Here is a 25,383-nt window from a genome sequence, read left to right as displayed (position 1 = left end):
CCTTATATTATATGTGGAAAGTCTTATAATATGATTGAAAAGCATTCATATATAGTTATACTACTTGCTTAGTCTATTACTCATATCATCATTATCACCGGTTATGTTTAAGCATATTCTTGAATCTAGGTGGTTATACAAGATATACTATGTAATTAACAAAAAAGTATTATGTACTAGCACTATTTCACTTTGTCCTTTTCATCATAAATAGCATCACTAAGCGCAGCAAATTCTTCTATACTTAAAGTTTCTCCTCTTCTCTTTTGGTCAATTCCACTACTTTCAAAAGCTCTTTCCATATTTTCTTTAGGAAGACCTATACTCTTCACAGCATTCCATAAAGTCTTTCTTCTCATATTGAAAGAACTTCTAACTACATCAAAAAACAACTTTTCACTCCTAAGCTCTACTCTAGGTTTCTCAAGTCTATCTAACCTTATAACTACAGATTCAACCTTAGGTCTTGGAATAAAGCAATTAGGTGAAACATATCTTATTATATTTGTATCACAATAGTATTGAACAAGAACTGAAATAGATCCGTATTCCTTACAATTTGGCTCTGAGTTTATTCTTTCAGCTACCTCTTTTTGAATCATTACAGTTAAAGACTTAAAGTTGTACCCTTCATTTAACAACCTAACTATGATAGGGGTTGTAACATAATAAGGAAGGTTAGCCACTAGCTTTACACTTTTCTCATCTCCAATAAGTTCATTAAAATCTACCTTAAGTGCATCCTTATGGATTAATTGAAAATTAGGATTTTCTCCAAGTTCATTTTGTAATATTGGAACCAATTCATCATCAAGTTCTATAGCTATAACTTTCTTAGCTTTTTTAAGCAGCTGAGCAGTTAGTGTTCCTACTCCAGGACCTATCTCTATGACCACATCTTCTTCAGTTACTTCCGCTCCATTTACTATATCCTCTAAGACTGAATCATCGACCAAAAAGTTCTGTCCCAAGCTTTTAGTAAATTTAAAATTATATTTTTTTACTAACTCTTGTGTCTTTACATCTCTTATATCCATATATCTATTCTCCTATACTTAGCTTTTTATCTACCTTTTTCATAGCTTCCACAAATTCTTCCTTAGTTATTCCATAATTATTTAATCTTGAAAGGAGCTGATTTCCATTTCCATAGCCTATACTTAGCTCTTTACCTAGTGCAGCTCTTCTATTCTTGGCATCACCATCTCCAACTAACTTAAAATATAAAAGATCTTGAATTGTAAAATCTTCTCTCTTCTCCTTTTGAGTTGCCTTAGCCTCCGTAAGTGCACGTATAATAACTTCAGGAGTTGCATTTTCTACTCCTATATCACCATCTTTTGTACCATCTTCCCTTGCAATATAAGCATGTTTTATGCCTTCTACCCTCTTTGAGATAATTCTTCTTATTTTTTCACCAGCAAAATCAGGATCAGTTAAAACTATAACTCCCTGCCTTTTTTGAGCCTCTTTTATCCTACCAATAACCCTTGCGTTTATTCCAAATCCACCAACAGCTATAACCTCTGCATCTACAGCTTTCTTTACAGCAGTGACGTCATCTCTTCCCTCTACTACAATAACTTCTTTTATCACAAAAAGACTTCCTTTCTCAATTTGATCATACTCTTAATTTAACTAGTTATACTATTTATGTCAACTTTTTAGCAATCTACACAGATTCATTAATATCTTTATCTAAAATATAATTTTATAAAGAAGAAAATAGAGATAACAGTCTGTTATCTCTATTTTCTCATTATCCTTGACCTGGATAAGCAATAATGTAAACATCTACGTTTCTAACACCCCACGAATTTGCATCGCTATTTGAGTTCATGTAAAGATCAACTCTATTATTCTTTATCGCACCACCAGTATCATGTGCAATAGCAAATCCATAACCAGGTATATAAACCTTTGTTCCTAAAGGAATTACCCTAGGATCTACTGCTATAGTACTAGTTCCACTAGAATTTCTCTTGGGTATGTTTCCAGTTGCAGTGGTACCATTTCCAGTATAAGCTGTTGCAACAACCGACATCTTTTTCTTGTACGATATTGAGTCTCCTCTGGACAATGCCAGAGTATTCATAGTTCCCTTAACAACAACTTTGTTCTGCGGATCCTTTACAACCCTTTCAGCTACTGCTTTTCTACTTACTTCTTTACCATTTTCAACGATAACCTTATAAGTAACTTCCTTCTCTCCAGGAGCACCTTCCTGAATTGTTTTTACAACGCTTCTGTCCAAATTGTCATCATTATTAACAATAGTGCTAAAGTCTAGCTGTTGACTTTCTTTAACAACCTTTGACTCTACTCTTGTAACTTCTATTTTCATTCCTGCTGTTATTTGGGTGTTTACTGCCGGAGATATCTTATCAAATTCTTGAAGCTTTATACCTTCAGCACTTAACATTTCATTTACGTTACCTTCTGCGGTTTGTATCTTTAGCTCTTTTCCATCAACTCCAACCTCAACATCAACTGCTTTTTTTATGTTAATCTTTATCTTGTTCTTCACAGCTTGATCTAGAGATGGTTGAATCTTGTCCTTAGGGCCTAGAACTATACCGTTATCGTGTAATGCCCCTTTAACAGTCCCTTTAAATGTCGTTAATGTCTGTTCATTTCCGTCTATACTAACTATTACAGTCTTTCTCATGTTGAAGATAATTATAACCAAGCCTGCTGCAACAACAAGCCCCAACACGATTTTTGCCTTAGGACCATTAGAAAAAATCTTTTTTACATTACTTCTTATTTTTTCTACCATTTATTTTCCCTCCTTTGGCAAGAGCGTCTGTAGCATTATAACTTAAAAGATCGATTTTTGTCAAATTTTAGCCTCTTGCTTTGTTATTGACTGTCTTTAAATGCACCATCTGCATATATTGGAATAACTTTATTAATTAAAAATGAGAGCATTAATGAGGAAACAGTCAGTTTGGGGGATATTTACAGATAAATGGCCCAAGTTTATTACTGTATATATATATTAGTTTTATCGTTCAGTTATTACTATTATTTTCTGCTTCCATAAAATGTAAAACAGTATGTATATTTTAACCTATTATCATAATTTTAGCAACTCTTTTATATTTCTTACAAACTGTTCATTAATTTCTTTTAGTTCTACTCCTTTTATCTCTGCCAATTTTTCTATTATATATCTTATATAGTCAGATTGATTTCGCTTACCTCTATAAGGCGTAGGAGCCATATAAGGACAATCTGTTTCTACTAGCATTCTATCTAATGGAACCTCACTAGCTACTTCTAAGATCTTCTTAGCATTTTTAAAGGTCACCACACCAGTAAAGCCTATATAATATCCTAACTTCAGGCATTCTTTGGCAAACTCAACACTACCAGAGAAACAATGAATAGTTCCTTTTACATTTGGAAATTCCTTAATTATTTCAAGAGTATCCCCATGTGCTTCTCTATCATGTATAACTACTGGCAACCCCAACTCATCTGCCAGCTGCATTTGAGCCCTAAAGGCCTTCTTTTGAACTTCCTTAGGTGGGTTTTCCTCCCAATAATAGTCAAGTCCTATTTCACCAATAGCCTTTACTTTATCATACTTAGCTAATTCTTTTATTCTACCAAAGTTTTCGTCATTAAATTCATTGGCATTTTCCGGATGTATTCCTACCGCTGCATAGAATATGTCGTACTCTTTGGCCAACTTAACGGACATCTCAGCACCATGCATTGAGGATCCACAATTAAGTACTCCTATAACGCCATTATCTTGAATACGTTTTACAACTTCAGCTCTATCTTCTTCAAATGATTCATCGTCATAATGAGCATGGGTATCAAATATATTTAATGTCAAATCACCCATAATATTCACCTCGCAAAATTGAATATATAAATTATCACATAAGATGTATAAGCTGTCAAATTGAATTTTCAAACAATTCCATCAATATGGATAATTTCTAAGCAAACCCAATATCTAATTGTTGTCATAAATTAACAAAAATATACAACTATGCCCCTATAGTAGCAAGTAGAGGAGATAAGATTCCTAATATACCACCTAAAAGGGCGCCAAGCCAAGTTATAGCCGCTAACTCCTTATTTGCAATTTCTAATATTATTTTTTCAGCATAATCTACGTCAAAAGAGTTAATTTGCTTTTCCACTACTTGTGGTATATTAATTAAGTTAATAATACTCGAAGCCTCATTATTGATAAACTTATCATATATCCTCTCAGCTATGCTATATATTTCATCAGCTACTTTATTATCATAAGGCATTGCTATAGACATTGAGTTATCTAGTATATCATCCAAAGTTACCCTTATAACATTGTTAATTTTAACAGAAATATCACTACTCTTAAAAGTATTTCTTAATACTCTTCTTATATAATCAGTTATCTTATCCTGATAGTTCTCTGATATTCTAATTAAAATTTGGTGATATGAATGAAAATTATCCACTTTATCTGTAATAAATTTCAATCCTTCATCTATTATTTCCTTTGATAAGGCTTTTTCTACTATAGATTTTGATATAGTATTCATTATACTTTGCTTTGAGTTCTCTGGAACTGCGCTCAAGACTTCACCAACTGTTTTTTTACCAAAGTTTGATGCAGCCTCTCCCAGATAGGATACTATATAAACTATATTATCTTCTTCGCCAAGGTACCCGTCTATAGCGACAAGAAATTTGTCATATAAAGAATCTACATTTATAAACATTGATGCTAAAGAATTCATACCTGATAGAACGTTATTCTTTATAGCTTCTTTAATTTTAATTTCCACTTCCTCTTCTCTAAGCATAGACAAAAGTTTATTTACTATACTATGCCTTTCATTGAACATATAAACATTTAACGCTGCAAATATTTCTGAAGGAATTAGTTCTTCTATACACTTATCTTCATTTATAAACTTATTTAAGTCCTCGTCTAGATTACGACATATGAAACTTGACAACTTTTCCTTATCTTCTTCATTTGCAAATTTGTTTAGGAACAGTGCATAAAACTTATCATTCTCTAAAACAGCCTTTAACTTATCTGGTTTTTCTGATAATCCAATTATTATTTTGTCTGTTACAAACTTCGAAACAGTATCGATAAGCCCCTCATCATTAAATCTATTTAATATATAGTCTGATATTTTATACTCAGCTTTTATTCTTAACTTAGTATAATATTTACCAAGCTTCAGTTGTAATACTTCATTAATAGATTGATTCGAGTTAGAAAACTCATTTACTTGTTCTTTTATTATGTTTTTGAGATGTATCTTTATATTATCATTGTTCAACGCATTTATAATAACTTCATTAGTAAGTAAGTGATTACCTACAGTTTCTCCTATGCTCTTAGATATCCTACTTTTTTCCTTAGGTATAAGTCCTGGTGTAAAAGGCACCTTAAATCCCAATATCCTTTTTTCATAATGAGGTCTAAAAAGCATTTTAATAGCAACCCAATTGGTTATATACCCTATTATGGCTCCAATTAAAACACCAAAGAAATACTTCATAATAATCAATCCTTTCTATAATCATCTTGTCTTTACTCTATGTGTAATAGAATTCATACCACAAATTTGTTTGTAAAGTTGTTAATTTACATATCTTTAGATATAATATCTATTAATATAAAAGCAGCATAATGTTTAGGCTATAAAGATTTTTATATAGTGTAAATTATGTACTTTTAAAGTATCCTTATACGGTTGGTGATAATATGAATAATACTAGTTCAATAATTATAAATCTTCAAAAATGCAAGTTATTTTCCCACTTTAATGAAGAAAATCTTAAATCTATACTTTCAAATAGTAAATCATCCTTAAAACGCTATGGTACAAATGATATTATCTTTATAGAGGATGAGCAATGTAAGCATCTTAGTGTTATTCTATCTGGCAAAATTGATATACAAAAATTTGATTCTGATGGTAATGTACTTGTAGTTTCCACCATAGAAACCGGAAATGTATTTGGTGAAAACTTATTATTTGGAGATACAAACAAGTATCCTATGTCAGTTATATGTAAGGAACCTTCTGAGGTACTCCATATAGCCAAAGAAGCAGTGTATGAGCTTTGTGAAAAAGACCATGTATTTATGCTAAAACTATTTAGGATACTGTCTAACAAAGCAGTTGCCTTAAGCTCAAAACTAAAGCAAGTAAGTATGAAATCATTACGTCAGATGATATGTCATTATTTAATGATAAAATATAACAAATCAAATAATCCTTTAATAGAACTTAATATGACTAAAAAAGAATGGTCTGATAAACTAGGTGTTCAACGACCTTCACTATCTAGGGAGCTTATAAAGATGAAAGAGGAAGGTTTAATAGATTATGATAGAAAATCTATTAAGATATTAGATATAGAATCCATAGAAGCTCAAAGTTAAATTTTGTGTTCATAATTTTTTTATGTTTTTGACATCAAACCGACATATTAATGATTTATAGTTATATATGTAAAGTAGCTAAGCACAAAATAATTTTACCCCTTAAAACCATTTATAAATAGGCTAAAACCCTTGAAAGTTGTTCCCCTTACACATACTTTCAAGGGTAATTTTTTTACTGTCTAGGCCTTACCTGCTTTTAATCTCATGACCTCATATTCAATTGTCTTCTTATCAATTCTTTCAAATAATAAATCTAAATTATTTATTTTAATATCTTTTAGTTCTTGTAGGTTCCAACTAGCCTTCTCTATACCTAAGAAGCCTCTTAACTTTTCACAAGAAAAAGGTATTATAGGATTTAGTAAATTCGATAAATTAACTATAATCTGAACACAATTGTATAGGGTCTCCCTGCATCTTTTTTCATCTTCCTTGATTGTTATCCATGGTGTCTCTTCGTCAAAAAGCTTATTGCCTTTCTTCACTAGTGCAAATATAGTGTTTATTGCATCTTTAAACTCACCATTTTCAATACTTTTTCCTGCATCAGTATAGGTCTTTTCTATATCATTTCTTATCTTTAAATTTAATCCACAGTTAGGCAATGTTCCATTGTAGTTTTTGTTGATAAAAGTTAGAGTCCTGTTGATAAAGTTACCAAAGCCCCCTAAAAGCTCACTATTGTGAGCATTTATAAATTCTCTCCATGAAAAATCTGAATCTCTCTTTTCAGGGCCATTTGACATTAAAAAGTATCTTATAGAGTCTGGATTATAGTGTTTTATAATATAAGGAACCCACACTGCCCAGTTTCTACTAGTTGAAAACTTTTTTCCCTCCAGATTCAAATATTCGCTAGATACTATTCTAAGGTTCACATCTTCAAATCCAAGCGCAAAAAGTATAGAAGGAAATATAACTGTATGGAACGGAATATTGTCCTTACCATGTATTAAGTAAACTCTACTATCCTTTTCACTCCAGAATTTCTTAATCAGATTTTTATCCTCGTTGCAACATCTAAGAGAAGCTGACAGATATCCCATAACTGCTTCAATCCAAACATATATCTTTTTGTCCTGGAAGCCTTCAATAGGAACATCAATTCCCCATTCTAAGTCTCTTGTCACAGCTCTATCTCTAAGACCATCATTGATATATCTTTCAGTTAACTTTACTGCATTGTCTCTCCAACCATGTTCTGAATCCAAAAGGTTTCTTAGCTTCTTATCAAAATTAGAGAGTTTAAAGAATAGATGTCTACTTTCTTTTACAACTGGCTCTGAACCACATATCTTGCATTTTCTATCTATTAAATCTTCAGGATCAAGAATCTCTGAACACTGTTCACACTGATCCCCTCTGGCAATTCCTCCACAATGAGGACATATTCCTTCAATATATCTATCTGGAAGAAATTGATTACAGCTTTCGCAGTAGGTTTGTGCTACAACTTTTTCATATATAAACCCATTATCATATAATTCCTTTATATACTCTTTTACCACCTTGTGATGATTAGCGCTATCAGTTTTATCATACACATCATAAGATATTCCTAATGATTTAAAGCAGTGTTCGAACTCTCTATGATAATAATCTGATATCTCTCTTGGAGCCTTCTTTTCTTCCTTAGCTTTTATGGCTATAGGTGTTCCGTGACAGTCACTGCCTGAAACAAATATAACCTCATCACCTTTCGCTCTATGGTACCTAGCAAGTACATCTCCTGGAATTACAGATGATAACCTACCTAAATGCAATGAACCATTGGCATAAGGCCAAGAATTGCCTATAACTACTTTCATTTATTTAGCCCCCTATTTAGTATTGATTAAGCAAAAACTCGCCTATCTAATAGACGAGTTTTTGCTAGTTCTTATCTTACAATGCTTCCAGTTTCAAGATCGCCTGGATCAACTACAAACAACTTACCGTCATCATCAGTTGCTGCTGCAAGAATCATTCCTTGAGAAAGTTCTCCTCTAAGCTTTACAGGCTTTAGGTTAGCCACTAAAACTATATTCTTGCCAACTAGCTCTTCTGGCTTATAGTATTGTGATATTCCAGATATAACCTGTCTTTCTTCTCCACCTAAATCCACCTTAAGCTTTAATAATTTCTTAGCACCTTTTACAGGTTCACAAGCAATTACTTTCGCAACTCTTAAGTCTATTTTTTCAAAATCTTCAATAGTTATTTCTTCTTTAATTGGCTTCATTTCAGTTTTTTTTGTAGCTTTAAGCTGAGCTTCTCTTAGAGCTTCTAGTTCCGCTAGCTTTGCATCTACATCTATTCTTGGGAATATAACTGCACCTTTATTAACCTTATTACCAGCACTAGTTCCATCAAAAGCTGAAAGACTATTCCAAGTTGTAACCTCAGCATTTATCTGTTCATTGATCTTTGTACTTGTTGTTGGTAAGAAAGCAGATATCATAACTGAAGCAAATCTTAAGCTTTCTATTAGGTTATATAAAACTGTCCCAAGTCTTTCTTTCTTAGCTTCATCTTTTGCAAGTATCCAAGGAGTAGTTTCATCTATATATTTATTAGCTCTACCAATTAAGTTCCAAATAGCTTCAAGAGCTTCAGGAATCTTTAATTCATCTATTGCCGCTTCTACTTTTCCAGGAGTGTCTAAAGCTAATCTTATTAATTCATCATCAATCGCTTCTTTTGCAGTTGGAGCTGGAACCACACAATCAAAGTATTTCTCTATCATAGTTATTGTTCTTGATAAAAGATTGCCCAAGTCGTTGGCAAGATCAGAATTTATCTTCTTTATAAATATCTCGTTATTAAATAATCCATCAGATCCAAATGGTATTTCTTTAAGAAGATAATATCTAACTGGATCTACTCCAAAGCTATTTACAAGAGCCACAGGATCTACTACATTACCCTTTGACTTTGACATCTTTCCACCATCTACTAGTAGCCAACCATGACCAAATACTTGCTTTGGCAGTGGAAGGTCAAGAGCCATTAACATAATTGGCCAATATATTGTATGGAATCTTAATATATCTTTTCCTATTAAGTGAACATCTGCTGGCCAGAACTTCTCATAAAGAGTTGTATCTTCATTGCCATAGCCTAAAGCTGTTATATAGTTTGAAAGTGCATCAATCCATACATATATTACGTGATCAGTATCAAAAGTTACTGGTATACCCCAGTTAAAGCTTGTTCTTGATACACAAAGATCTTGAAGTCCTGGTCTCAAGAAATTGTTTAGCATTTCATTTTTTCTTGATTCTGGTTGTATAAATTCAGGATGCTCTTCGATATATTGTATCAATCTATCTGCATATTTACTCATCTTGAAGAAATAAGCTTCTTCCTTAGCCTTTTCTACTGGTCTACCACAATCAGGACACTTTCCATCTACAAGTTGAGTTTCTGTCCAGAAGGATTCGCAAGGAGTACAGTACCAACCTTCATATGAATCTTTATATATATCACCTTGGTCATATAGCTTCTTAAATATATCCTGAACTGCCTTAATATGATAGTCATCTGTTGTTCTTATAAATTTATCATAGCTTATATCCATAAGCTCCCATAAACTCTTTATTCCTGCTACTATCTCATCTACGTATTCTTTTGGTGTAACCCCTTTTTCTTCTGCTATTCTTTGTATCTTTTGTCCATGCTCATCTGTTCCTGTAAGAAACATAACATCATACCCTGTAAGTCTCTTAAATCTTGCAAGCGCATCTGCTGCAACTGTAGTATAGGTATTTCCTATATGTAGATTTGCGGATGGATAGTAAATTGGTGTTGTAATGTAATATGGTTTTTTACACATATCTATGTCCTCCTAATGTACATTATATTTATATTATTTCCTGTATTATTCTATAGATTAATAATTATACATAATATGAACTTACAAAATTATATTAAATATAGCTATTCATGAATTTTCTTTATACTAAAACCACAAACGGCTAAACTTTTTAATATCAATCCATAAAATAAAGGCTTTGTTAACGTAGCGTGTTGAAATTAAACACATCAAAAACAAAAAACCTCTGCACAGACTATATATGTCCATGCAGAGGCGAATTCACGCTGTACCACTCTACTTTATATCTATCTCACAATAGATACCTTATTAAGTGACTCCACTAAAAGCTTTCATCACTTTGCAATATAACGGTTGCTACCGTACTTCCCTAAAAATTCAGGAAATCTACTCCGAGTCCATGTTCATGAAACTTTCTGTCACTGGCTTTCACCTACCCCAGCTCTCTTATAGGCAGTCCATATCATTACTCTTCTCTTCAATGTATTTCTATATATTATATTAGTTTACATTAAAACCAATGTCAATAGCTTTATTATATTATAGCTCATCAGCTAATTCTTCTTATTCAGCCTTATTTATTCCCTGAATACCAAGGTATAAATATACAAGGCCTAACACAAAAGGTAATATTGTAGTTCCACGGAAGTTTAATCCTGCTACTGCAAAAATTGCACTTAATACTACCGAAGGAGTCGTAGCATATAAACTTAATTTATATCTTTGACCAAAGGTTGTTTCACCTTTAAATATTGTTCCCAACAATGCAACTAATAATGCTCTAATATAAAGTCCTATTATAAATGTAATAGTTGAGAATCCAAATAGTAATGCTGCTAGTGTAGCATGCATGTTTAAAAAGTTTCCAATCTCTGCTTTACCAACTTCTAAATTCAACAAAGAGTATTTTTGATTTAAAGCAGTTGTCCCCTCTGATCTTAGCACTAAACTATCCCTTCCAAAGATCACGGCATTTTTATATTTATCTGCCAAAACATTAACATCAGAAGTGTTATCTAGTACAAAAGTGCTTTTATCACTTACTATCTCAGCACCTTTATTATCAGGTATTTGTAACTGTCCACCTTTTATCTGGAAATCAGGCACTTTTTCATTATACTCACTAGCTAAATCCTTCATAGTACTGTTTACTTTGTATGTAATAGGACCGAAGGCCACTATAGAAAAAACAATAGCTAAAAGTAAGCTATAAAGAAATGATTTACCTCCTGATTGCTTTTTAAAAACAGCATAACTTTTGAAGTCATAAAAACTTTTAATGAATCCCTTAAAAATATTCATTATAATACCACCCTTTTCAATTATAATTATTTTCTTAACTCATATTATTATTGTAGAGCTGAAAACTTAAGTTCACCTTAAGAAAAGTTTATGACTATCTTAAAATTTACATAGATATAATTATATTCCATAAAAAAAGTTACTTCAGCGACCTTTCCTTAACATTAAAGAAATCACTGAAGCAACCTAGATAGTAAATTACTTTATCTGAACAAATCCTTAAGTTCTTCTAAGGACATATCACTAAAAGTACTATAATCTCTTATGTCTTCGCCTATTATCTTTTGTATAAATTCTTTTTTCTTTCTTTGCAGGTCATATACACGTTCTTCTATTGTGCCCCTAGTAATAAGCTTAATAACTTCTACAGCTTTCCTTTGACCTATTCTATGAGCTCTATCAGTAGCCTGTTCTTCTATTGCTGGGTTCCACCATGGATCGTAATGCACCACTATCTCTGCTCCTGTTATATTAAGTCCAGTGCCGCCTGCTTTTAGTGATATAAGGAAGACCAAATCATCTCCAAGATTAAAGCGCTTTACCATCTCAGTTCTTTCTTTTATGTCAGTATCTCCATCTAAGTAAAGATATCCTATATTATTCTCCTCAAGATGAACTGCTATATTTTTAAGTACAGTTGTAAAAGAAGAAAAAACTAAGATTTTCTTTCTATTTGCCTTTGATTTTTCTACTATATTCATTAAAGCCTCAAGCTTTCCGCTATGTCCCTTATATCCTTCAATGAGCACAGATGGATCGCTACAGATCTGCCTAAGCCTCGTTAATGCGCCAAGTACTTTAAGCTTAGGAGCATCTAACCCCTGTTTCTCAAATTCTCTTAATGCCGCCTTAGAATAGGATGCATATATCTTCTTCTGCTTATCAATCATATCAACAGAGATAGAATACTCTATCTTAGGAGGTAGCTGTTCCAGTACCATATTCTTAGTTCGTCTAAGAATAAATGGCTTTATCTTTCTATTTAATTCCTCTAGTGCTCCTGTATCTCTATCCTTCATGATAGGTGACTCATATCTAGTGGAAAAATTCATTTTACTCAAAAGATATGTTGGCATTATAAAATCAAATATTGACCATAAGTCTCCAAGGTTGTTTTCTATAGGGGTTCCAGTTAGAGCGAACCTACAGGTTGCTTTTATCTTCTTTACACTTTTAGCATTCTGAGAATTATTATTTTTAATATTCTGTGCCTCATCTATTATGCATACAGAAAATTCTTTATTTGAATATAACTCTATATCTCTTCTTAAAAGAGCATATGAGGTAATGATAACATTATAATTTTCATATTGCTTTAGCAAGCTTTCTCTAAGCTCTTTATTCCCTTGAACAATTGCAACTTTTGTATCAGGTGAAAATTTATCAAATTCATCTCTCCAATTATATACAAGAGAACTAGGCACTACTATTAAAGCTGGTAATCCAATATTTATTGACTTTAGAAAACCTATAGTCTGAAGAGTTTTTCCAAGCCCCATCTCATCCGCTAATATACCCCCAAATCTAAACTTGTATAGCATATTAAACCATCTGAAGCCATCCTTCTGATAATCTCTCATAATCTTATCAAAAGCTTTAGGTATATCAATATCTGAAACATCCATTTTCTTTGTTCTAAAATACAGATTATCAAATTCTCTGGTATTCTTCATAAATTCCAATTGATTCTTTTCTATAATATCTTCTATGTAATACCCTTTGTAGGAAGGAACCTTAAAGCACCCATTATTAAGTTCATCTTTTCTTACCTCTGCATAAGCAAGTATTTCTTCTAAAACCTTTAATTCCTTCTCTTCAAGGGTAATAAAATCACCATTCTTAAGCTTGTAGTATTTCTTCTTCTGCTTTATCGAGGCAAATATGTTCCATAACTCCCTATTATCTACCCCTTCTATAGAGAAATATATTTCTAAAAGTCCATTGTCACTCATTCTTATAGCACCTTTGTAACTACTAGGCGTATGTACCTTTAGCTTTTTAAAACTCTCAGAATAATATATTTCTCCTAAACCTGATAGTGCCACCACTCCCCATCTTAAAAATTCCACTACCTTTTCTTCCTCCTCAAGAACAAACCTATCTTCTTGAGTAAAACCATAGCTATTTATTCTATTTACAATCTCTTGCTCTTTAACCTTTTCTCTAATGATATATTTAGGTACGTCTACTTCTTTAAGAGGATCAATCTCATACTGGCCGTAACAGTAAACTATATCTATAAATATATTGTCATTATCTCTATCTATGTAAAATCTAGTTTTAAGAGGCACTACTTCTAGTTCTTCCCTAGATACCTCATCTATGTTAACAAAACTACTATGTTGGCTTAAAGTTGGCAACACCAAAGAAGTAAGTTTATCTCTATCCTCATTTTCAAAAGATATTGATGCTTCCTTTTTCAAAATATTAATTATAGGCTTAAGGACTTTAATACTATTTTCATCAGGCAAGTATATATTATTGTTAAGAAACAATACGTCATTTGTAGAAGTTAATGCTATTGGAATGTCCTCGCCGTAGGAAAGTTTTATTGTATTCTCATAAGCATTAATTATAAAATTCATTGGATTGTCTTCTATTATTTTTACACCGCTATATTCTCTTCCATTAATGCTACAATCTATATCTCCCTTAATTGTTCTAAGGAGCCTTTTTAATTGAGTTAAAGACAGATAAACCTTTCTACCTTCTATCAATCTCATATTGGGAGTAGAATAATTGTATAAGTTTCTTGTAAGCCTATCATTTTCATCTATCTCTCTTATAAGCTCTATAATCTGTTTACTGTCTTCGCTAAAATAATGAATAGCTCCATCAAATTCAAAATTTTTAGATAAGCTTACTATTTTCCCCTCATCGTAAGCTTGCAAGAATTCCTTTATGTCCTTTACTAAAAAATTTCTTTCTTTCCCAACCTTTATTTCCATTGAACTCTCAACAAAATTCATTCTATTGAACTCGAGTTTAACACTCAGATTAAGCTCTTCTCGTTCTTTACTCAATAAGGCTGTACTCATCTCATCAAAAATCTTTCTAACCTGTAGATTATTTCTTTTATAAGCTACAGTATTCTGCTTTTCCCTAAAAAATCTTACCATTACCGCAGCTATGTGCTTACATATTCCTTTTCTCCTATACTCCTGATTAAAGAACTGACAATTACAATTGAAGCTTGTAAAGCCAACATTATCATTTAATGAAATACGTACATTATACCTATCATCATTAATGTCCGATTTTACATATGTATCTATAAAATAAGAGTTAGCCCCCTTACCTTCTAATGATTTTATATTTATTGAAAAATCATCAACTAGACTATCTTCATAACATTGTATTCCCTTTAAGTATTGTCTTTTATCACAATAATTCAATATAGAATTCTCTTCCATAGATATAGCCTTTCTCCGTTTCTAAAAATGCCCCACCTCAATGCAAAAATATAGCTCTTAATATTAAGTGGTACATCCATATATAACTTTATAAAAAAATTATACTTTGAATAATAAAAAAAATATACTTATAATTTGATGAATATTTATAGTGATTTTTCTAAAAATATACTATTGTTACCAAATAAGTATAGAAATCTATCTAGTTTTATGTAAAAATAATACTTGTTATAATTTGTTAATTATATCGTTTTTTTCAAGTATATGAAAGGTGGTATGTTATGGAAGAAAAAAAAGAAAAGCGAAAATTCCTAAATAGATTTAATGCGCTTCTAATTATAATGCTGTTTGTCTTTATATGTATAATATCAAGGTTGATATATCTACAAGTTTTTAAATATGATGATTATACGGAAAAAGCCAACACTCGATCAAGGAGAGTTATATCAGAAAAAGCTGCAAGAGGTAAGATATTTGATTCTGCTGGTAATATACTCGCAACTAATAAAACTATTTATAAGCTTACTTTTACTACAACAGATGAGTCCTCAGCAAAGTTTTATGATACCATGAGAAAAGTATTTAAGATATTAGATGATAGAGGCGATGAACAACAAGACAGCTTTAAACTTAAAATAGATAAAGATGGAAAGCCTTACTTTGATTTTACTGGTGATTCTGATGATACACGAAAGAATCAAGAAATATCTTTTAAAAGATCCAGAAATCTTAACGATGTTGTGAAAAAGACTATCCCAGCTTTAAAAGATAAAAGCGACCTTACCTTTGATGAAGAAAATCAAATTAATGAAAAACTTTTAAAAATCAGTGCAGAAGATACTTTTAATTATCTACTAAAGTATTATAACATGTACGATATACTTAACCCCACAGATAAAGAAAAAAAGAACTATAAAAATAGTTATACACCTAAGGAAATAGCAACAACACTATTAAAAAAATATTCTATTCAAGAGCTTAGAAGATATATGCTAGTTAAAGATGCTATTAAAATGCAAGGTTCTTCAAACTTTAAACCTATTACAATAGCATATAATCTAAAGCAAGATACTCCTTACATCTTTTATCAAAAGCTTAATGACTTGCCAGGAATAGATATATCTGTAGAGCCAATGAGAACTTATCCCTATGGCAAGGATACTTTAGCTTCTGGTGTAATAGGCTATGTTTCATCAATAGATAGTTCAAAGAAAGATAAGTACGAAGAAAGAGGCTATGATGTATCCACTGACCTTATTGGTAAGTCTGGTATAGAGTCAGCTTTCGAATCTGTATTAAAGGGTAATACAGGTCACACAATCGTGAATGTAAATTCTGAAGGAAGAAAAACCGAAGAACTATTTAAGCAAGACTCTAGTCCTGGTGAAAATATATACCTAACTCTAAATAAAGATATTCAATATGCTGTTGATAAAACCCTACAAGATAGGCTAAACTTTGTAGCAACACAATATGTGGATCATGAAGATGGCAATAAAAGCAACTTTAATGCCACAAGAGGAGCTGCTATAGTTATGCAGGCTAAAACGGGCAGAGTTCTAGCACTATCCAGTTATCCAGGCTATGATGCTAATATTATTTCTGATCCTAGTCTACTTACTCCAGAAGTATCTAAGCAATACTTCTCCCCAGACTACGATAAGATTGGTCAGGACTTCATAAACAAACATCATCTAAATAAGACTGTTGATGATTTGTTTCCTAAGGATAAAAGTGGTGTAAGACAAGATCCATATGATCTTATTCCTAAGCCTTTTTATAACTATGCTACCACGGGGCTTATTCACCCTGGTTCTACCTTTAAACCACTTACAGCTTTAGCAGGCCTTCAAGAAGGAGTTATCGATAGTAGAACTACTGTTAATGATGCTGCTCCTTTTACAGATAAATTACTAGGAAGCCAGCAATTTCATGATGATGGATATCACGGTTCTGCAGTAGACATAAAAAAAGCTATAGCTGTTTCTTGTAATTATTTCTTTTATCAAACTGGACTAAAGCTTTATGAGAAAAACGGAATGAACACTTCCGCCTTGGACAGCTTAGCCAAATACGCTTGGCAACTAGGCATGGGTAGCGACCCTAAAAGTAAAACAAAAGGAAGCACCGGAATAGAAATAGGTGAAAGTTTTGGTCAGACTTATAATTATCAATATGCCAAGGATCAAACTCTACTGTATGCCAAATTTGAACTTGTCAACGCCCTTGAAGCAGGAAAGTATGGCGATAGTACTACATTTGTACCTCTAGATATAGCAAGTAAGGACGACGACAGTGATGACTTAAAAGCTACAAAGCAAAAAATTAAAGACTATATTTTAAATTTTATAAAGAATACAAACAGCTCAAATATAGTAGGGTTAAATGATTTCGATAAAGGCTTAGATCCATTACTTAACCAGCTCCAAAAAGATTCTAAGGTTTTTGAGGATAGAGTGAAAAAATATACTGACTCTGGGAAAAAATACTCCAACTATAATGTAAAAAAGGCTATTGAGCAGTTTATCTACGATAAAACTGCTATCATAAACACACCGGCTCAACTAGTTCTCGCATCCATAGGACAGGGTATGAATGACTTTTCAATAGTTCAGTTAGCAAACTATATAGCTACTATAGTAAATGGTGGTACTAGATATAAGGTACATCTAGTAGATAAAATAACGGATTCCACAGGTAAAGTAGTGCAAGAATTTAAGCCTGAGGTATTAAATAAAATAGATATTAGTCCTACAAATTTAAATTTAATAAAACAGGGTATGCAACAGGCCAATACAGATGACTTAGGAACTGCTAGTTCAGTATTTAGGGACTTCCCAATACCTACAGGAGGTAAGACTGGTACAGCAACTTACAACGAACAAACCCAGGAATCAATAGGAAGAAGTGCATACGGAGTTTATGTATCTTGTGCGCCAATAGACGATCCTGAAATAGTTGTAGCTGTAGTAATGTATGATGGTGCACATGGTTTCTTAGCTGCAGATGTAGCAAAAGCTGCTTACGAAGTATACTTTAAGGATAGACTTCAAAAAGAATTTCCTAACTATCAGCCTACTTTTCCTTATACATTTACTTCTGGGCTTCCTGACTATAAAGACGACACTAAACCTAGATAGTAAAAAACAGGCCATATCATCCAACAGACATTGGACGATATGGCCTGTTCTACTTTAAATTACCAGACCTTATTATTGATATTAGAAGCCAAAGTGCAAATATTCCTGAAGCAAAGTATCCTGTTATACCTATAACGGATATATCTCTTACCTTTGGGCCAACATTGGAACCAGTTATTATAGAAGAACCAATGATCATACCTGCTACTATAAGTCCAAAAACTACTCTATTGATCATCTTATTAAGATGGTCAACTGTTTTTTCAAGGTCTGGGATTTGAAGGTTAACCCTAGCTCTTCCTTGAATTACACTATCCGATAGCTCTACTATTTTTGATGGAATCTTTATACTGTCTCTTAATATAGTATAAGTCTTTAAAGCCAGCTCATCACTTTTTAACTTGTTTAAGATAAAGTACTTGTTCTTCGATTTTACAAAAGGTATTGCTACATCTAATATATTCATATCAGGAGCAATTTCAGCTATTACTCCTTCTAATATAACCATTCCTCGAACTAGTATTATTAGTTCTGTCGGAAGCTGTATGTTATTTCTTTCTGCAATATCAAAAACTTCTCTAAGTAAAGTGGATATTCTTATATTTTTTAAGGAAGTGGATAGATAGTTGGTAAGGAGATACTCTATATCATCATATAAAACCGTTCTATCTACTCTACCTTTCTTTACTCCTACCTCCATTAAGAAATCCATTACTTTGTCTATATCCTTTAAGGCTATAGCCATCATAGCATCATTTAATGATTCCTTTATTGATTCTGAAAGTTCTCCCATAAGTCCAAAGTCAATAAAACATATCTTACCATCTCTTATTAGAAGATTACCTGGGTGTGGATCTCCATGAAAGAAGCCATCATCAAATATTTGCTTACAATAGGAAAGAGCCAGTTTTTTTGCAATATCTGTCCTATCATAGCCTTCTTTCATTATATTATATATATCATTGATCTTAAAACCCTGTATATTCTCCATAGTAAGCACTCTAGTTGAAGTAAACTCTTCAACCACATAAGGTACTGCTATGCATTTAACACTCTTATTTAGGCTCTTAAACCTGCTTATATTATCTCGTTCTCTTTCAAAGTCCAGTTCCTTGCTTGTTGCATCCATAATCTCTTGTAGAGCCTCTACAGGATCCATAAGCATGCCGTTAAACCTAGTTTTCGTTAACTTTACTATCCTCTTAAGTATGGAGATATCCAGTTCCATCTTTTCACGTATATTAGGTCTTTGAATCTTTATTACAACTTCTCTTCCATCTTTCATAACCCCTTTATGCACCTGAGCAACTGAAGCAGAAGCTAGCGGAACACTCTCAAGATATAGAAAAACATCATCAATGTTCATATTAAACTCTTCTTGAAATACTTTTGCTATAACACTAAAAGCTTCCCAAGGCACATCATCTTGAAGCTTAGCCAATTCCTTAGTGTATTCTTCGTCTAATAAGTCAGTTCTAGTACTAAGAATTTGGCCAATTTTTATAAAAGTAGGCCCTAGTTCAACAAAGGCTTTTCTTAAATTTTCTGGTGATTTATTTGCAGAAGGTTTCACAGTGGTATTAATTAAATATCCAAAACCATAGTAAGCAAAAACCTTAACAATTTCTCTAAATCTCTTTAGTGTTTCTTTTCTCATAGTTCACCTCAATACATAAAGGTAAAGGGGTGCAAAAAGCCCCCTTATTGTTGTTCTTTATTTTCATCAATATTTTGCAAATCCACTTTTCCCATTATTTCTGAAAGCTTATTTTCTAGATATTCAACCCTATCTTTTAAAGAATCAAATTCTATTCTTGTAGGAATATCTTTATCCTGTAGCTCAGTATTTAGTTCTTGCTTTGTAAGAGGCATCATATCGTCAATCTTATCCATAACCTTATTTGTTGTAGTTGATGCCTTTCCTTTAAAGTCCCTCATAAGTTCTTCGGATAATTCTTTTCCTTCATCAACTGTTATCTTGCCTTTTTCAACCATCTCATTTACGATTTCATTAGCTTTTTCATAAGTAGTTGCAACAGCTCCTACACCTGCAAGCATAACCTTTTTTAGTTCGTTAAACATATAACCATCTCCTCATAAATCAAGTTTTCATTTTAAACTCATTGGCACACTTTTTACAAGTAACAACTATCTTCCCTTTACCTTTTGGAAGCCTTAGTTTTTGACTGCAATTAGGACATTTTACTATCTTATAATTTTTTCTTTCGTTATACCACGAAGCTACCTTATCTTTATAATTGCCAAAATTAAAACCTTTATTACTATACATACTACTGCTACCATAATTATTTCTATTGGACAAAACATTACCTAGCTTATTTCTTATAAAACTCTCAAATTTGAAAGCTTCATTACTTCTTGCAGTTATATTCTTTGAAAAAGCTCTATAGGTTCCATATGCCACCAAAGCAAAACCAATAGTGAGAGTAATGATGTTTCTCCAAACCAAGAATATTAACCCTAGTAGAACTAATATCTTAGATAAGAGATCAAATCCATACCTTCCTTGAAAGAATCCCATTTAATCTCCTCCTATAACTTAAGAAATTATCTATTTGCCATAAACTTTTCAATATCCTCAACTGACTTTATCATTTCTTTTGTAAGAACTTCATTGCCACTTTCAGTTATTAAAACGTCATCTTCTATTCTTACTCCAATTCCCTCTTCTTCAATATATATGCCTGGCTCTACTGTATATACCATCCCAGGCTTCAAATCCACATTTCTCTCTCCAACATCATGAGTATCTAAGCCAAGTCCGTGTCCTATACTATGCCAATAATAATTTCTGACATCCTTCTTATCTTTTATAAGTCCTAGCTTGATACATTCATCAGCAATTAAGTCCGTTGCCTTATTATTTATATCTATATAGTTCACTCCTGGTTTCAATGCTTCTATTATAGCTTCATTTACCCTAAGTACAGCTTCGTATACTTCCTTCTGTCTAGCAGTATACTTGCCGCTTATAGGGAAAGTTCTTGTTATATCTGCATTATAATAGTTATATTGAGCGCCTAGATCAAATAATATAAGATCATCTTCTTTTATTACACTATCATTATCTACATAATGAAGAATAGTTGCATTTTTTCCAGCTGCTGCTATTGTCTTGAAAGCCACATCTTTAACACCACTTTTCTTCAAATGGAAATCAAAGAAGGCTTCAAGTTCATACTCTTTGATACCAGCCTTAGCATTTTTCATTAGAGAGTTTACACCATCAATAGTTATCTTAATAGCCTCTCTCATCTCGTCGATTTCTTCCGATGCCTTTATTGTTCTAAGCTCTGATATAATACCATAAACATTTTTTATAACTATATATGGATATCGTCCTGCTGCTTCCTTAGCAAATTCCTCTGTTAAAGTAGTTCTTTCCTCAAAGCTTCTTCTTTCTAAATCCACGTAAAGAGCGTTTGCTTTACCAGAAGATAACTTTTGATTGATATATCCGTTAAAGTCTTCTAAATATAAAACCTCTTCTACTCCAGATACTTCAATAGCCTCATTATCTCTTATAGTTTTACCAACCCATCTTTCCTTAACTGGATCTGGTTTTTGTATAAATAGAGCTTCTTCTACTTTTCCGTTTATTTTAGAAATTACTACTTTATGCTTTTCTTCATCTATACCTGTAAGATAATAAAAGTTTCTATTTGGGGTAAAAGGATATGCTTCATCTGCAGTCTTTTTTGGAGCTTCTCCTGCTAGAAGTACTACCACTGATCCCTCTTCTAACTTTTCGGACAACCTTTTTCTGTTATTTATAAAAACCTCTTTCTTCAATTACGTCACTCCCTTGTTATAATTATATAATTTAAAATGGTTTGATATATTCAAACCATAAGCTTTTCTTATAACTATAAATTTTCTGAATATTAAAAGTTGCTTGATAATCTTATATTAATTGTAATTATATCATAAATTATTCCATTGCAAACAGTTTTACCTTAATTACTCCTTTAAGTGTATCAATCTGCTTAATCAAAGCCTTAACATCAATCTCTAATCCAGCAATATCCAAGGTTATGGTTGCGTTAGCAATCATATTCATAGGTATATCTTGATTTATTGTAAGGACATTTCCTTTCATTTCAGCTATCTTATCTAAAACCTTTGAGAGAACCCCTGCTTCATGGCTCATGCTCACTGCAAGAGTTATCTTCTTAGAGTTTATACTTTCACTCATAGGAAACACATGATCTTTATACTTATAGTAAGCACTTCTACTTATACCAACTTGCCTTATTCCCTCAGTAATATCCTTAACCTCACCTGTATATAAAAGCTCATTAACCTTCAATACTTTTAAAAAGATTTCGGGAATCACTCTCTCACTCACAACATAATATCTGTCATCTGCCACCTAATTCACCTACTTACCCTTATTTAGACTTGTTTTATTATTTAATTATATCATATATAGGAATTGGCAAATCATTTATAATTTACACATATGAATTTACAAAAAACTAGATTTTATATATTTACTTGATAGAAATCATAAATTTATTCGTATTTGTTTAATGAAGAGCTCTTCAGGAGGTAGACTATGAGTATTGTAAAACGAATTTTATATTATATTTAAAGGAGTCTCTAAAGATAAGAAATATAGAATTGCATCAAGTAGATTAGATAAGTTCTATAAGATTGATGAAGCTTCGAAGTTTACTATAGATTTGAAGTAATAATTATAATAGCTAAGGATTTATCCTTAGCTATTTATATATGTATCCGCCCATAATAGCTTTTAAGGAGGAAACTTTATAGGACAGATGACTATCGTTTAATTTATAAAATAATAAAGTAATAATAAACTGCAACAATGAATACAGCTAAGACATTAAGTGAAATATTAATTAATACTCTGATGCTTGACATAACTCCCTCCACTATATAAAACATAATTATGAACATTATTAAGTTTACTCTTCCAGAAGTTCCATAAAGCGTTCCTATATTACGCACTTTTCAGTTCTTTGAAGAGATCCCTAGAGCTGCACTTACAGCTATATTAAATATTTCACCACTCCCCAAAAATAATTTGTTAAAAGTTGTATAATTTATCTAGTGTATAAATACTATCAGATTTTTATATGAATCGCTATACTTATATACCAAGATATACTATTTAGCTTCCCAAATATACTATTTTGTCTTCGAAACATACTTTTTTATCTATGTTAATTATATTGTACATATTAATAACCCTGTGATGGCTTATATATTAAGTCCTTAAATATAACTTTCTAAGTCTTAACTTGCTATGTCTAATATATTATTTTATAGTTCATAAACAGCAAAAAGCACCTGAGTATTCAGGCGCCTATTAGAACTACTATCATTCTTCCTAATATGGTTGGGATTTTAGACTTTATCAAGTTCAAAGTATGCTCCACCACCATATAGAATCAATGTATTCTTGTCCTTTATATAAAAGTTACAATGATTTCCCTTTGAGTCTTTAACATTTACTTCAGTAAGAGAATTAGCTTTTACGCCAAGTTTCTCAAAGGTTACTTTATTTTTATTACCTTCATCAAACTTACTTTTAGATATAGATGTTTTATTATATACAGGATTATTTATGGTCTTATTCAAATCACTTACCTTTTCAACAAAGCAACTTGATTTATTCTTTGAAAAACTCAACCTTTTACCTACCATCTTTTTTATATCAGCCTTACTTAAGGTCTGTACTGGACCAGCGCCTACTTCTTTTTTTACTACCCATGTACCGATGTAGGTTTCTTTAGCATTTGAATCTTCAGTGGTTTTGGTGTTGGATTTATCATCTTTAGCCTTGCTTGCAGAATCATCCTTATCACTAGTGGCTGACTGATCTGTAGAATCAGTTTTATCTTCATCTTTAGAGTTTGTTGTAGAATCCTTATCTTTAGAAGTGTCAGAAGCTTCCTGAGTTTTTGTACTATCAGAAGCAACATTTTTCTTATCCTGAGCCTTACTACACCCTTGAAAAAGAGCCATTGTTATAACCAGTAAGGTAGCTACTAACTTTCTATTCATTGGATTAATTCCTTTCTTACTTGTATTTAATCACAAGATCCTTGCAAAATAATATGCACTATCTATAGATAATTTAACTTCAGCTGAATAATTACCATATTTTTTCTAGGACATTGTAAATTATAACACAGTAGCTTTTTTAAAATCAATGAAAAAAAGATTACTATTTGGTAACATCTTACATAAACCATAAATAAATTCTTTACCCGAACTCATCTAATCATCGGATGACTTACCAATTAATTTCAACACAGTACTTTAACATAGTCTAAAATTAAAACTTAATTTTATCTAACAAAGCTTTAGTATAACTTTTTGATAGGCAACAGGTCTGTCCATTTCTCATGTATATTAATTTCTCTTTTTTATCTATTGATTCAATATTATCTAAATTTACTATAAAAGACTTATGGCATTTTATAAATCTCTGATCCAAAGATTCTTCTATGTCCTTAAGCTTGCTATAAAACTCTTTACTCCTATTAAAACAATTGACTTTTATTTTATTTTTTGTGCTTGTAGTTTCAAAAAATAGTATATCTCTAAAATCAATCTTTGTTATAGACCTTCCATCCTCTATGGTAAAGTACTTGTCACTAACATTACTATTACCTAACCTCATGTTAATCTTTAACAAAGCATCACTAATCCCTCTGTATAATTGTTCTCTAGAATTCTTAATTATGTAATCAAAGGCTTCAACCTTATATTTGAAGGTTAGGTGAGTCATTTCTGAATGACTGGTAATGAATATTATAAAGGAATAGGGATCCTTGTCCCTAATTTTATCAGCTAATTCTATGCCATTAATATTGCATTTAAGATCTACATCTAAAATATATACGCTTAGCTCTGGAGTATCTTTTATTGACTTTATAACATCGTAGGGATTTTCTGTAGAAAGATAAACCTTCATATTTAAGTAGTTTTTTCTTATTATGTTGTCTATCTGTTTTACAATATCTATTCTTTGCTTTTCAGAATCCTCACAAACTATTATATTCATTTATACTCCTCACCTACCTTACTTGTATTTAATATGAAACTTAGGCTCTGTTAAAGCACCGTTTTTAAATTAATCAATCAGTAATCAGATGCTTTAATCAGCTTGCTCATAGAGTAGTTCCTTCATTACTACTGTATTTAAACAATAATCTTAAACACAGCTAAAATTTCAAACTTTTTAATAATTAAAATAACGTTTACTAAAAGTTAAAAATCGATTATATAAGCTCCTTG

The 25,383-nt window shown here is 31.8% G+C and carries 18 protein-coding genes and 1 other annotated feature; of the genes, 2 read left to right on the top strand and 16 right to left on the bottom strand.

Going from position 1 to position 25,383, the window contains the following annotated elements:
• Nucleotides 1-182: 182 nt before the first annotated feature.
• From rsmA to C1I91_RS02800, 5 genes are all read right to left on the bottom strand, one after another.
• Complete coding sequence (gene rsmA, locus C1I91_RS02820; RefSeq protein ID WP_128211137.1) at nucleotides 183-1,037, bottom strand: 16S rRNA (adenine(1518)-N(6)/adenine(1519)-N(6))-dimethyltransferase RsmA; 855 nt, start codon at nucleotides 1,035-1,037, stop codon at nucleotides 183-185.
• 4 nt (nucleotides 1,038-1,041) lie between these two features.
• Nucleotides 1,042-1,596, bottom strand: a complete 555-nt coding sequence (gene rnmV, locus C1I91_RS02815) for a ribonuclease M5 (RefSeq protein WP_128211136.1) — start codon at nucleotides 1,594-1,596, stop codon at nucleotides 1,042-1,044.
• A gap of 163 nt (nucleotides 1,597-1,759) precedes the next feature.
• Nucleotides 1,760-2,779, bottom strand: coding sequence for a G5 and 3D domain-containing protein (locus C1I91_RS02810; RefSeq protein ID WP_128211135.1), 1,020 nt, complete (start codon nucleotides 2,777-2,779; stop codon nucleotides 1,760-1,762).
• A 300-nt stretch (nucleotides 2,780-3,079) separates the two neighbouring features.
• Nucleotides 3,080-3,859 carry a TatD family hydrolase gene (locus tag C1I91_RS02805; protein ID WP_128211134.1) on the bottom strand — a complete coding sequence of 260 codons (780 nt, stop codon included), beginning with the start codon at nucleotides 3,857-3,859 and terminating at the stop codon, nucleotides 3,080-3,082.
• A 148-nt stretch (nucleotides 3,860-4,007) separates the two neighbouring features.
• Nucleotides 4,008-5,528: a DUF445 family protein gene (locus C1I91_RS02800; RefSeq protein WP_128211133.1), complete on the bottom strand. Its 1,521-nt coding sequence runs from the start codon at nucleotides 5,526-5,528 to the stop codon at nucleotides 4,008-4,010.
• Between the two features lie 206 nt (nucleotides 5,529-5,734).
• On the opposite strand from C1I91_RS02800, the gene C1I91_RS02795 reads away from it, so the two are divergent.
• Entirely contained in the window at nucleotides 5,735-6,418 is a 684-nt protein-coding gene (locus C1I91_RS02795; RefSeq protein ID WP_128211132.1) for a Crp/Fnr family transcriptional regulator, read from the top strand.
• Nucleotides 6,419-6,600: 182 nt separating this feature from the next.
• Here C1I91_RS02795 and metG (C1I91_RS02790) read toward each other — a convergent pair whose 3' ends face one another.
• From metG (C1I91_RS02790) to C1I91_RS02775, 4 genes are all read right to left on the bottom strand, one after another.
• A complete protein-coding gene (gene metG / locus C1I91_RS02790; RefSeq protein WP_128211131.1) occupies nucleotides 6,601-8,229 on the bottom strand; it encodes a methionine--tRNA ligase in 1,629 nt (542 codons plus the stop codon).
• A 71-nt stretch (nucleotides 8,230-8,300) separates the two neighbouring features.
• Nucleotides 8,301-10,235 carry a methionine--tRNA ligase gene (metG, locus tag C1I91_RS02785; RefSeq protein WP_128211130.1) on the bottom strand — a complete coding sequence of 645 codons (1,935 nt, stop codon included), beginning with the start codon at nucleotides 10,233-10,235 and terminating at the stop codon, nucleotides 8,301-8,303.
• A gap of 248 nt (nucleotides 10,236-10,483) precedes the next feature.
• Nucleotides 10,484-10,726, bottom strand: a binding site (T-box leader).
• 73 nt (nucleotides 10,727-10,799) lie between these two features.
• Nucleotides 10,800-11,537 carry a DUF1189 domain-containing protein gene (locus tag C1I91_RS02780; RefSeq protein ID WP_128211129.1) on the bottom strand — a complete coding sequence of 246 codons (738 nt, stop codon included), beginning with the start codon at nucleotides 11,535-11,537 and terminating at the stop codon, nucleotides 10,800-10,802.
• A 203-nt stretch (nucleotides 11,538-11,740) separates the two neighbouring features.
• Complete coding sequence (locus C1I91_RS02775; RefSeq protein ID WP_128211128.1) at nucleotides 11,741-14,950, bottom strand: SNF2 helicase associated domain-containing protein; 3,210 nt, start codon at nucleotides 14,948-14,950, stop codon at nucleotides 11,741-11,743.
• Nucleotides 14,951-15,231: 281 nt separating this feature from the next.
• On the opposite strand from C1I91_RS02775, the gene C1I91_RS02770 reads away from it, so the two are divergent.
• Nucleotides 15,232-18,090, top strand: a complete 2,859-nt coding sequence (locus tag C1I91_RS02770; RefSeq protein WP_128211127.1) for a penicillin-binding transpeptidase domain-containing protein — start codon at nucleotides 15,232-15,234, stop codon at nucleotides 18,088-18,090.
• A 49-nt stretch (nucleotides 18,091-18,139) separates the two neighbouring features.
• Here the strand turns inward: C1I91_RS02770 and C1I91_RS02765 are convergent, their stop codons facing one another.
• The 7 genes from C1I91_RS02765 to C1I91_RS02735 form a co-directional block, all read right to left on the bottom strand.
• Nucleotides 18,140-19,747 (bottom strand): ABC1 kinase family protein, encoded by a 1,608-nt coding sequence (locus C1I91_RS02765; RefSeq protein WP_128211126.1) that lies wholly within the window; start codon nucleotides 19,745-19,747, stop codon nucleotides 18,140-18,142.
• Nucleotides 19,748-19,791: 44 nt separating this feature from the next.
• Nucleotides 19,792-20,172, bottom strand: a complete 381-nt coding sequence (locus C1I91_RS02760; RefSeq protein ID WP_128211125.1) for a phasin family protein — start codon at nucleotides 20,170-20,172, stop codon at nucleotides 19,792-19,794.
• Between the two features lie 19 nt (nucleotides 20,173-20,191).
• Nucleotides 20,192-20,632 carry a hypothetical protein gene (locus C1I91_RS02755; RefSeq protein WP_128211124.1) on the bottom strand — a complete coding sequence of 147 codons (441 nt, stop codon included), beginning with the start codon at nucleotides 20,630-20,632 and terminating at the stop codon, nucleotides 20,192-20,194.
• Between the two features lie 26 nt (nucleotides 20,633-20,658).
• Nucleotides 20,659-21,903 (bottom strand): aminopeptidase P family protein, encoded by a 1,245-nt coding sequence (locus tag C1I91_RS02750; protein WP_128211123.1) that lies wholly within the window; start codon nucleotides 21,901-21,903, stop codon nucleotides 20,659-20,661.
• Between the two features lie 139 nt (nucleotides 21,904-22,042).
• On the bottom strand, nucleotides 22,043-22,483 hold the full coding sequence (locus tag C1I91_RS02745) for an ACT domain-containing protein (protein WP_128211122.1): 441 nt from the start codon (nucleotides 22,481-22,483) through the stop codon (nucleotides 22,043-22,045).
• Nucleotides 22,484-23,484: 1,001 nt separating this feature from the next.
• A complete protein-coding gene (locus tag C1I91_RS02740) occupies nucleotides 23,485-24,144 on the bottom strand; it encodes a hypothetical protein (protein WP_128211121.1) in 660 nt (219 codons plus the stop codon).
• Nucleotides 24,145-24,418: 274 nt separating this feature from the next.
• Entirely contained in the window at nucleotides 24,419-25,150 is a 732-nt protein-coding gene (locus tag C1I91_RS02735) for a LytR/AlgR family response regulator transcription factor (protein WP_128211120.1), read from the bottom strand.
• Between the last annotated feature and the right edge of the window lie 233 nt (nucleotides 25,151-25,383).

This window comes from Clostridium manihotivorum (assembly GCF_004015185.1).
GTDB lineage: Bacteria > Bacillota > Clostridia > Clostridiales > Clostridiaceae > Clostridium_AR > Clostridium_AR manihotivorum.
The sequence above is the reverse complement of the archived record's forward strand: the minus strand, read 5'-3'. Positions and strand labels throughout refer to the sequence as shown.

Coding starts and splice junctions, on each gene's coding strand:
- rsmA (WP_128211137.1), bottom strand. CDS start 1,037: ATGGATATAAGAGATGTAAAGACACAAGAGTTAGTAAAAAAATATAAT.
- C1I91_RS02810 (WP_128211135.1), bottom strand. CDS start 2,779: ATGGTAGAAAAAATAAGAAGTAATGTAAAAAAGATTTTTTCTAATGGT.
- C1I91_RS02805 (WP_128211134.1), bottom strand. CDS start 3,859: ATGGGTGATTTGACATTAAATATATTTGATACCCATGCTCATTATGAC.
- C1I91_RS02800 (WP_128211133.1), bottom strand. CDS start 5,528: ATGAAGTATTTCTTTGGTGTTTTAATTGGAGCCATAATAGGGTATATA.
- C1I91_RS02795 (WP_128211132.1), top strand. CDS start 5,735: ATGAATAATACTAGTTCAATAATTATAAATCTTCAAAAATGCAAGTTA.
- metG (WP_128211131.1), bottom strand. CDS start 8,229: ATGAAAGTAGTTATAGGCAATTCTTGGCCTTATGCCAATGGTTCATTG.
- metG (WP_128211130.1), bottom strand. CDS start 10,235: ATGTGTAAAAAACCATATTACATTACAACACCAATTTACTATCCATCC.
- C1I91_RS02780 (WP_128211129.1), bottom strand. CDS start 11,537: ATGAATATTTTTAAGGGATTCATTAAAAGTTTTTATGACTTCAAAAGT.
- C1I91_RS02775 (WP_128211128.1), bottom strand. CDS start 14,950: ATGGAAGAGAATTCTATATTGAATTATTGTGATAAAAGACAATACTTA.
- C1I91_RS02770 (WP_128211127.1), top strand. CDS start 15,232: ATGGAAGAAAAAAAAGAAAAGCGAAAATTCCTAAATAGATTTAATGCG.
- C1I91_RS02765 (WP_128211126.1), bottom strand. CDS start 19,747: ATGAGAAAAGAAACACTAAAGAGATTTAGAGAAATTGTTAAGGTTTTT.
- C1I91_RS02760 (WP_128211125.1), bottom strand. CDS start 20,172: ATGTTTAACGAACTAAAAAAGGTTATGCTTGCAGGTGTAGGAGCTGTT.
- C1I91_RS02755 (WP_128211124.1), bottom strand. CDS start 20,632: ATGGGATTCTTTCAAGGAAGGTATGGATTTGATCTCTTATCTAAGATA.
- C1I91_RS02740 (WP_128211121.1), bottom strand. CDS start 24,144: ATGAATAGAAAGTTAGTAGCTACCTTACTGGTTATAACAATGGCTCTT.
- C1I91_RS02735 (WP_128211120.1), bottom strand. CDS start 25,150: ATGAATATAATAGTTTGTGAGGATTCTGAAAAGCAAAGAATAGATATT.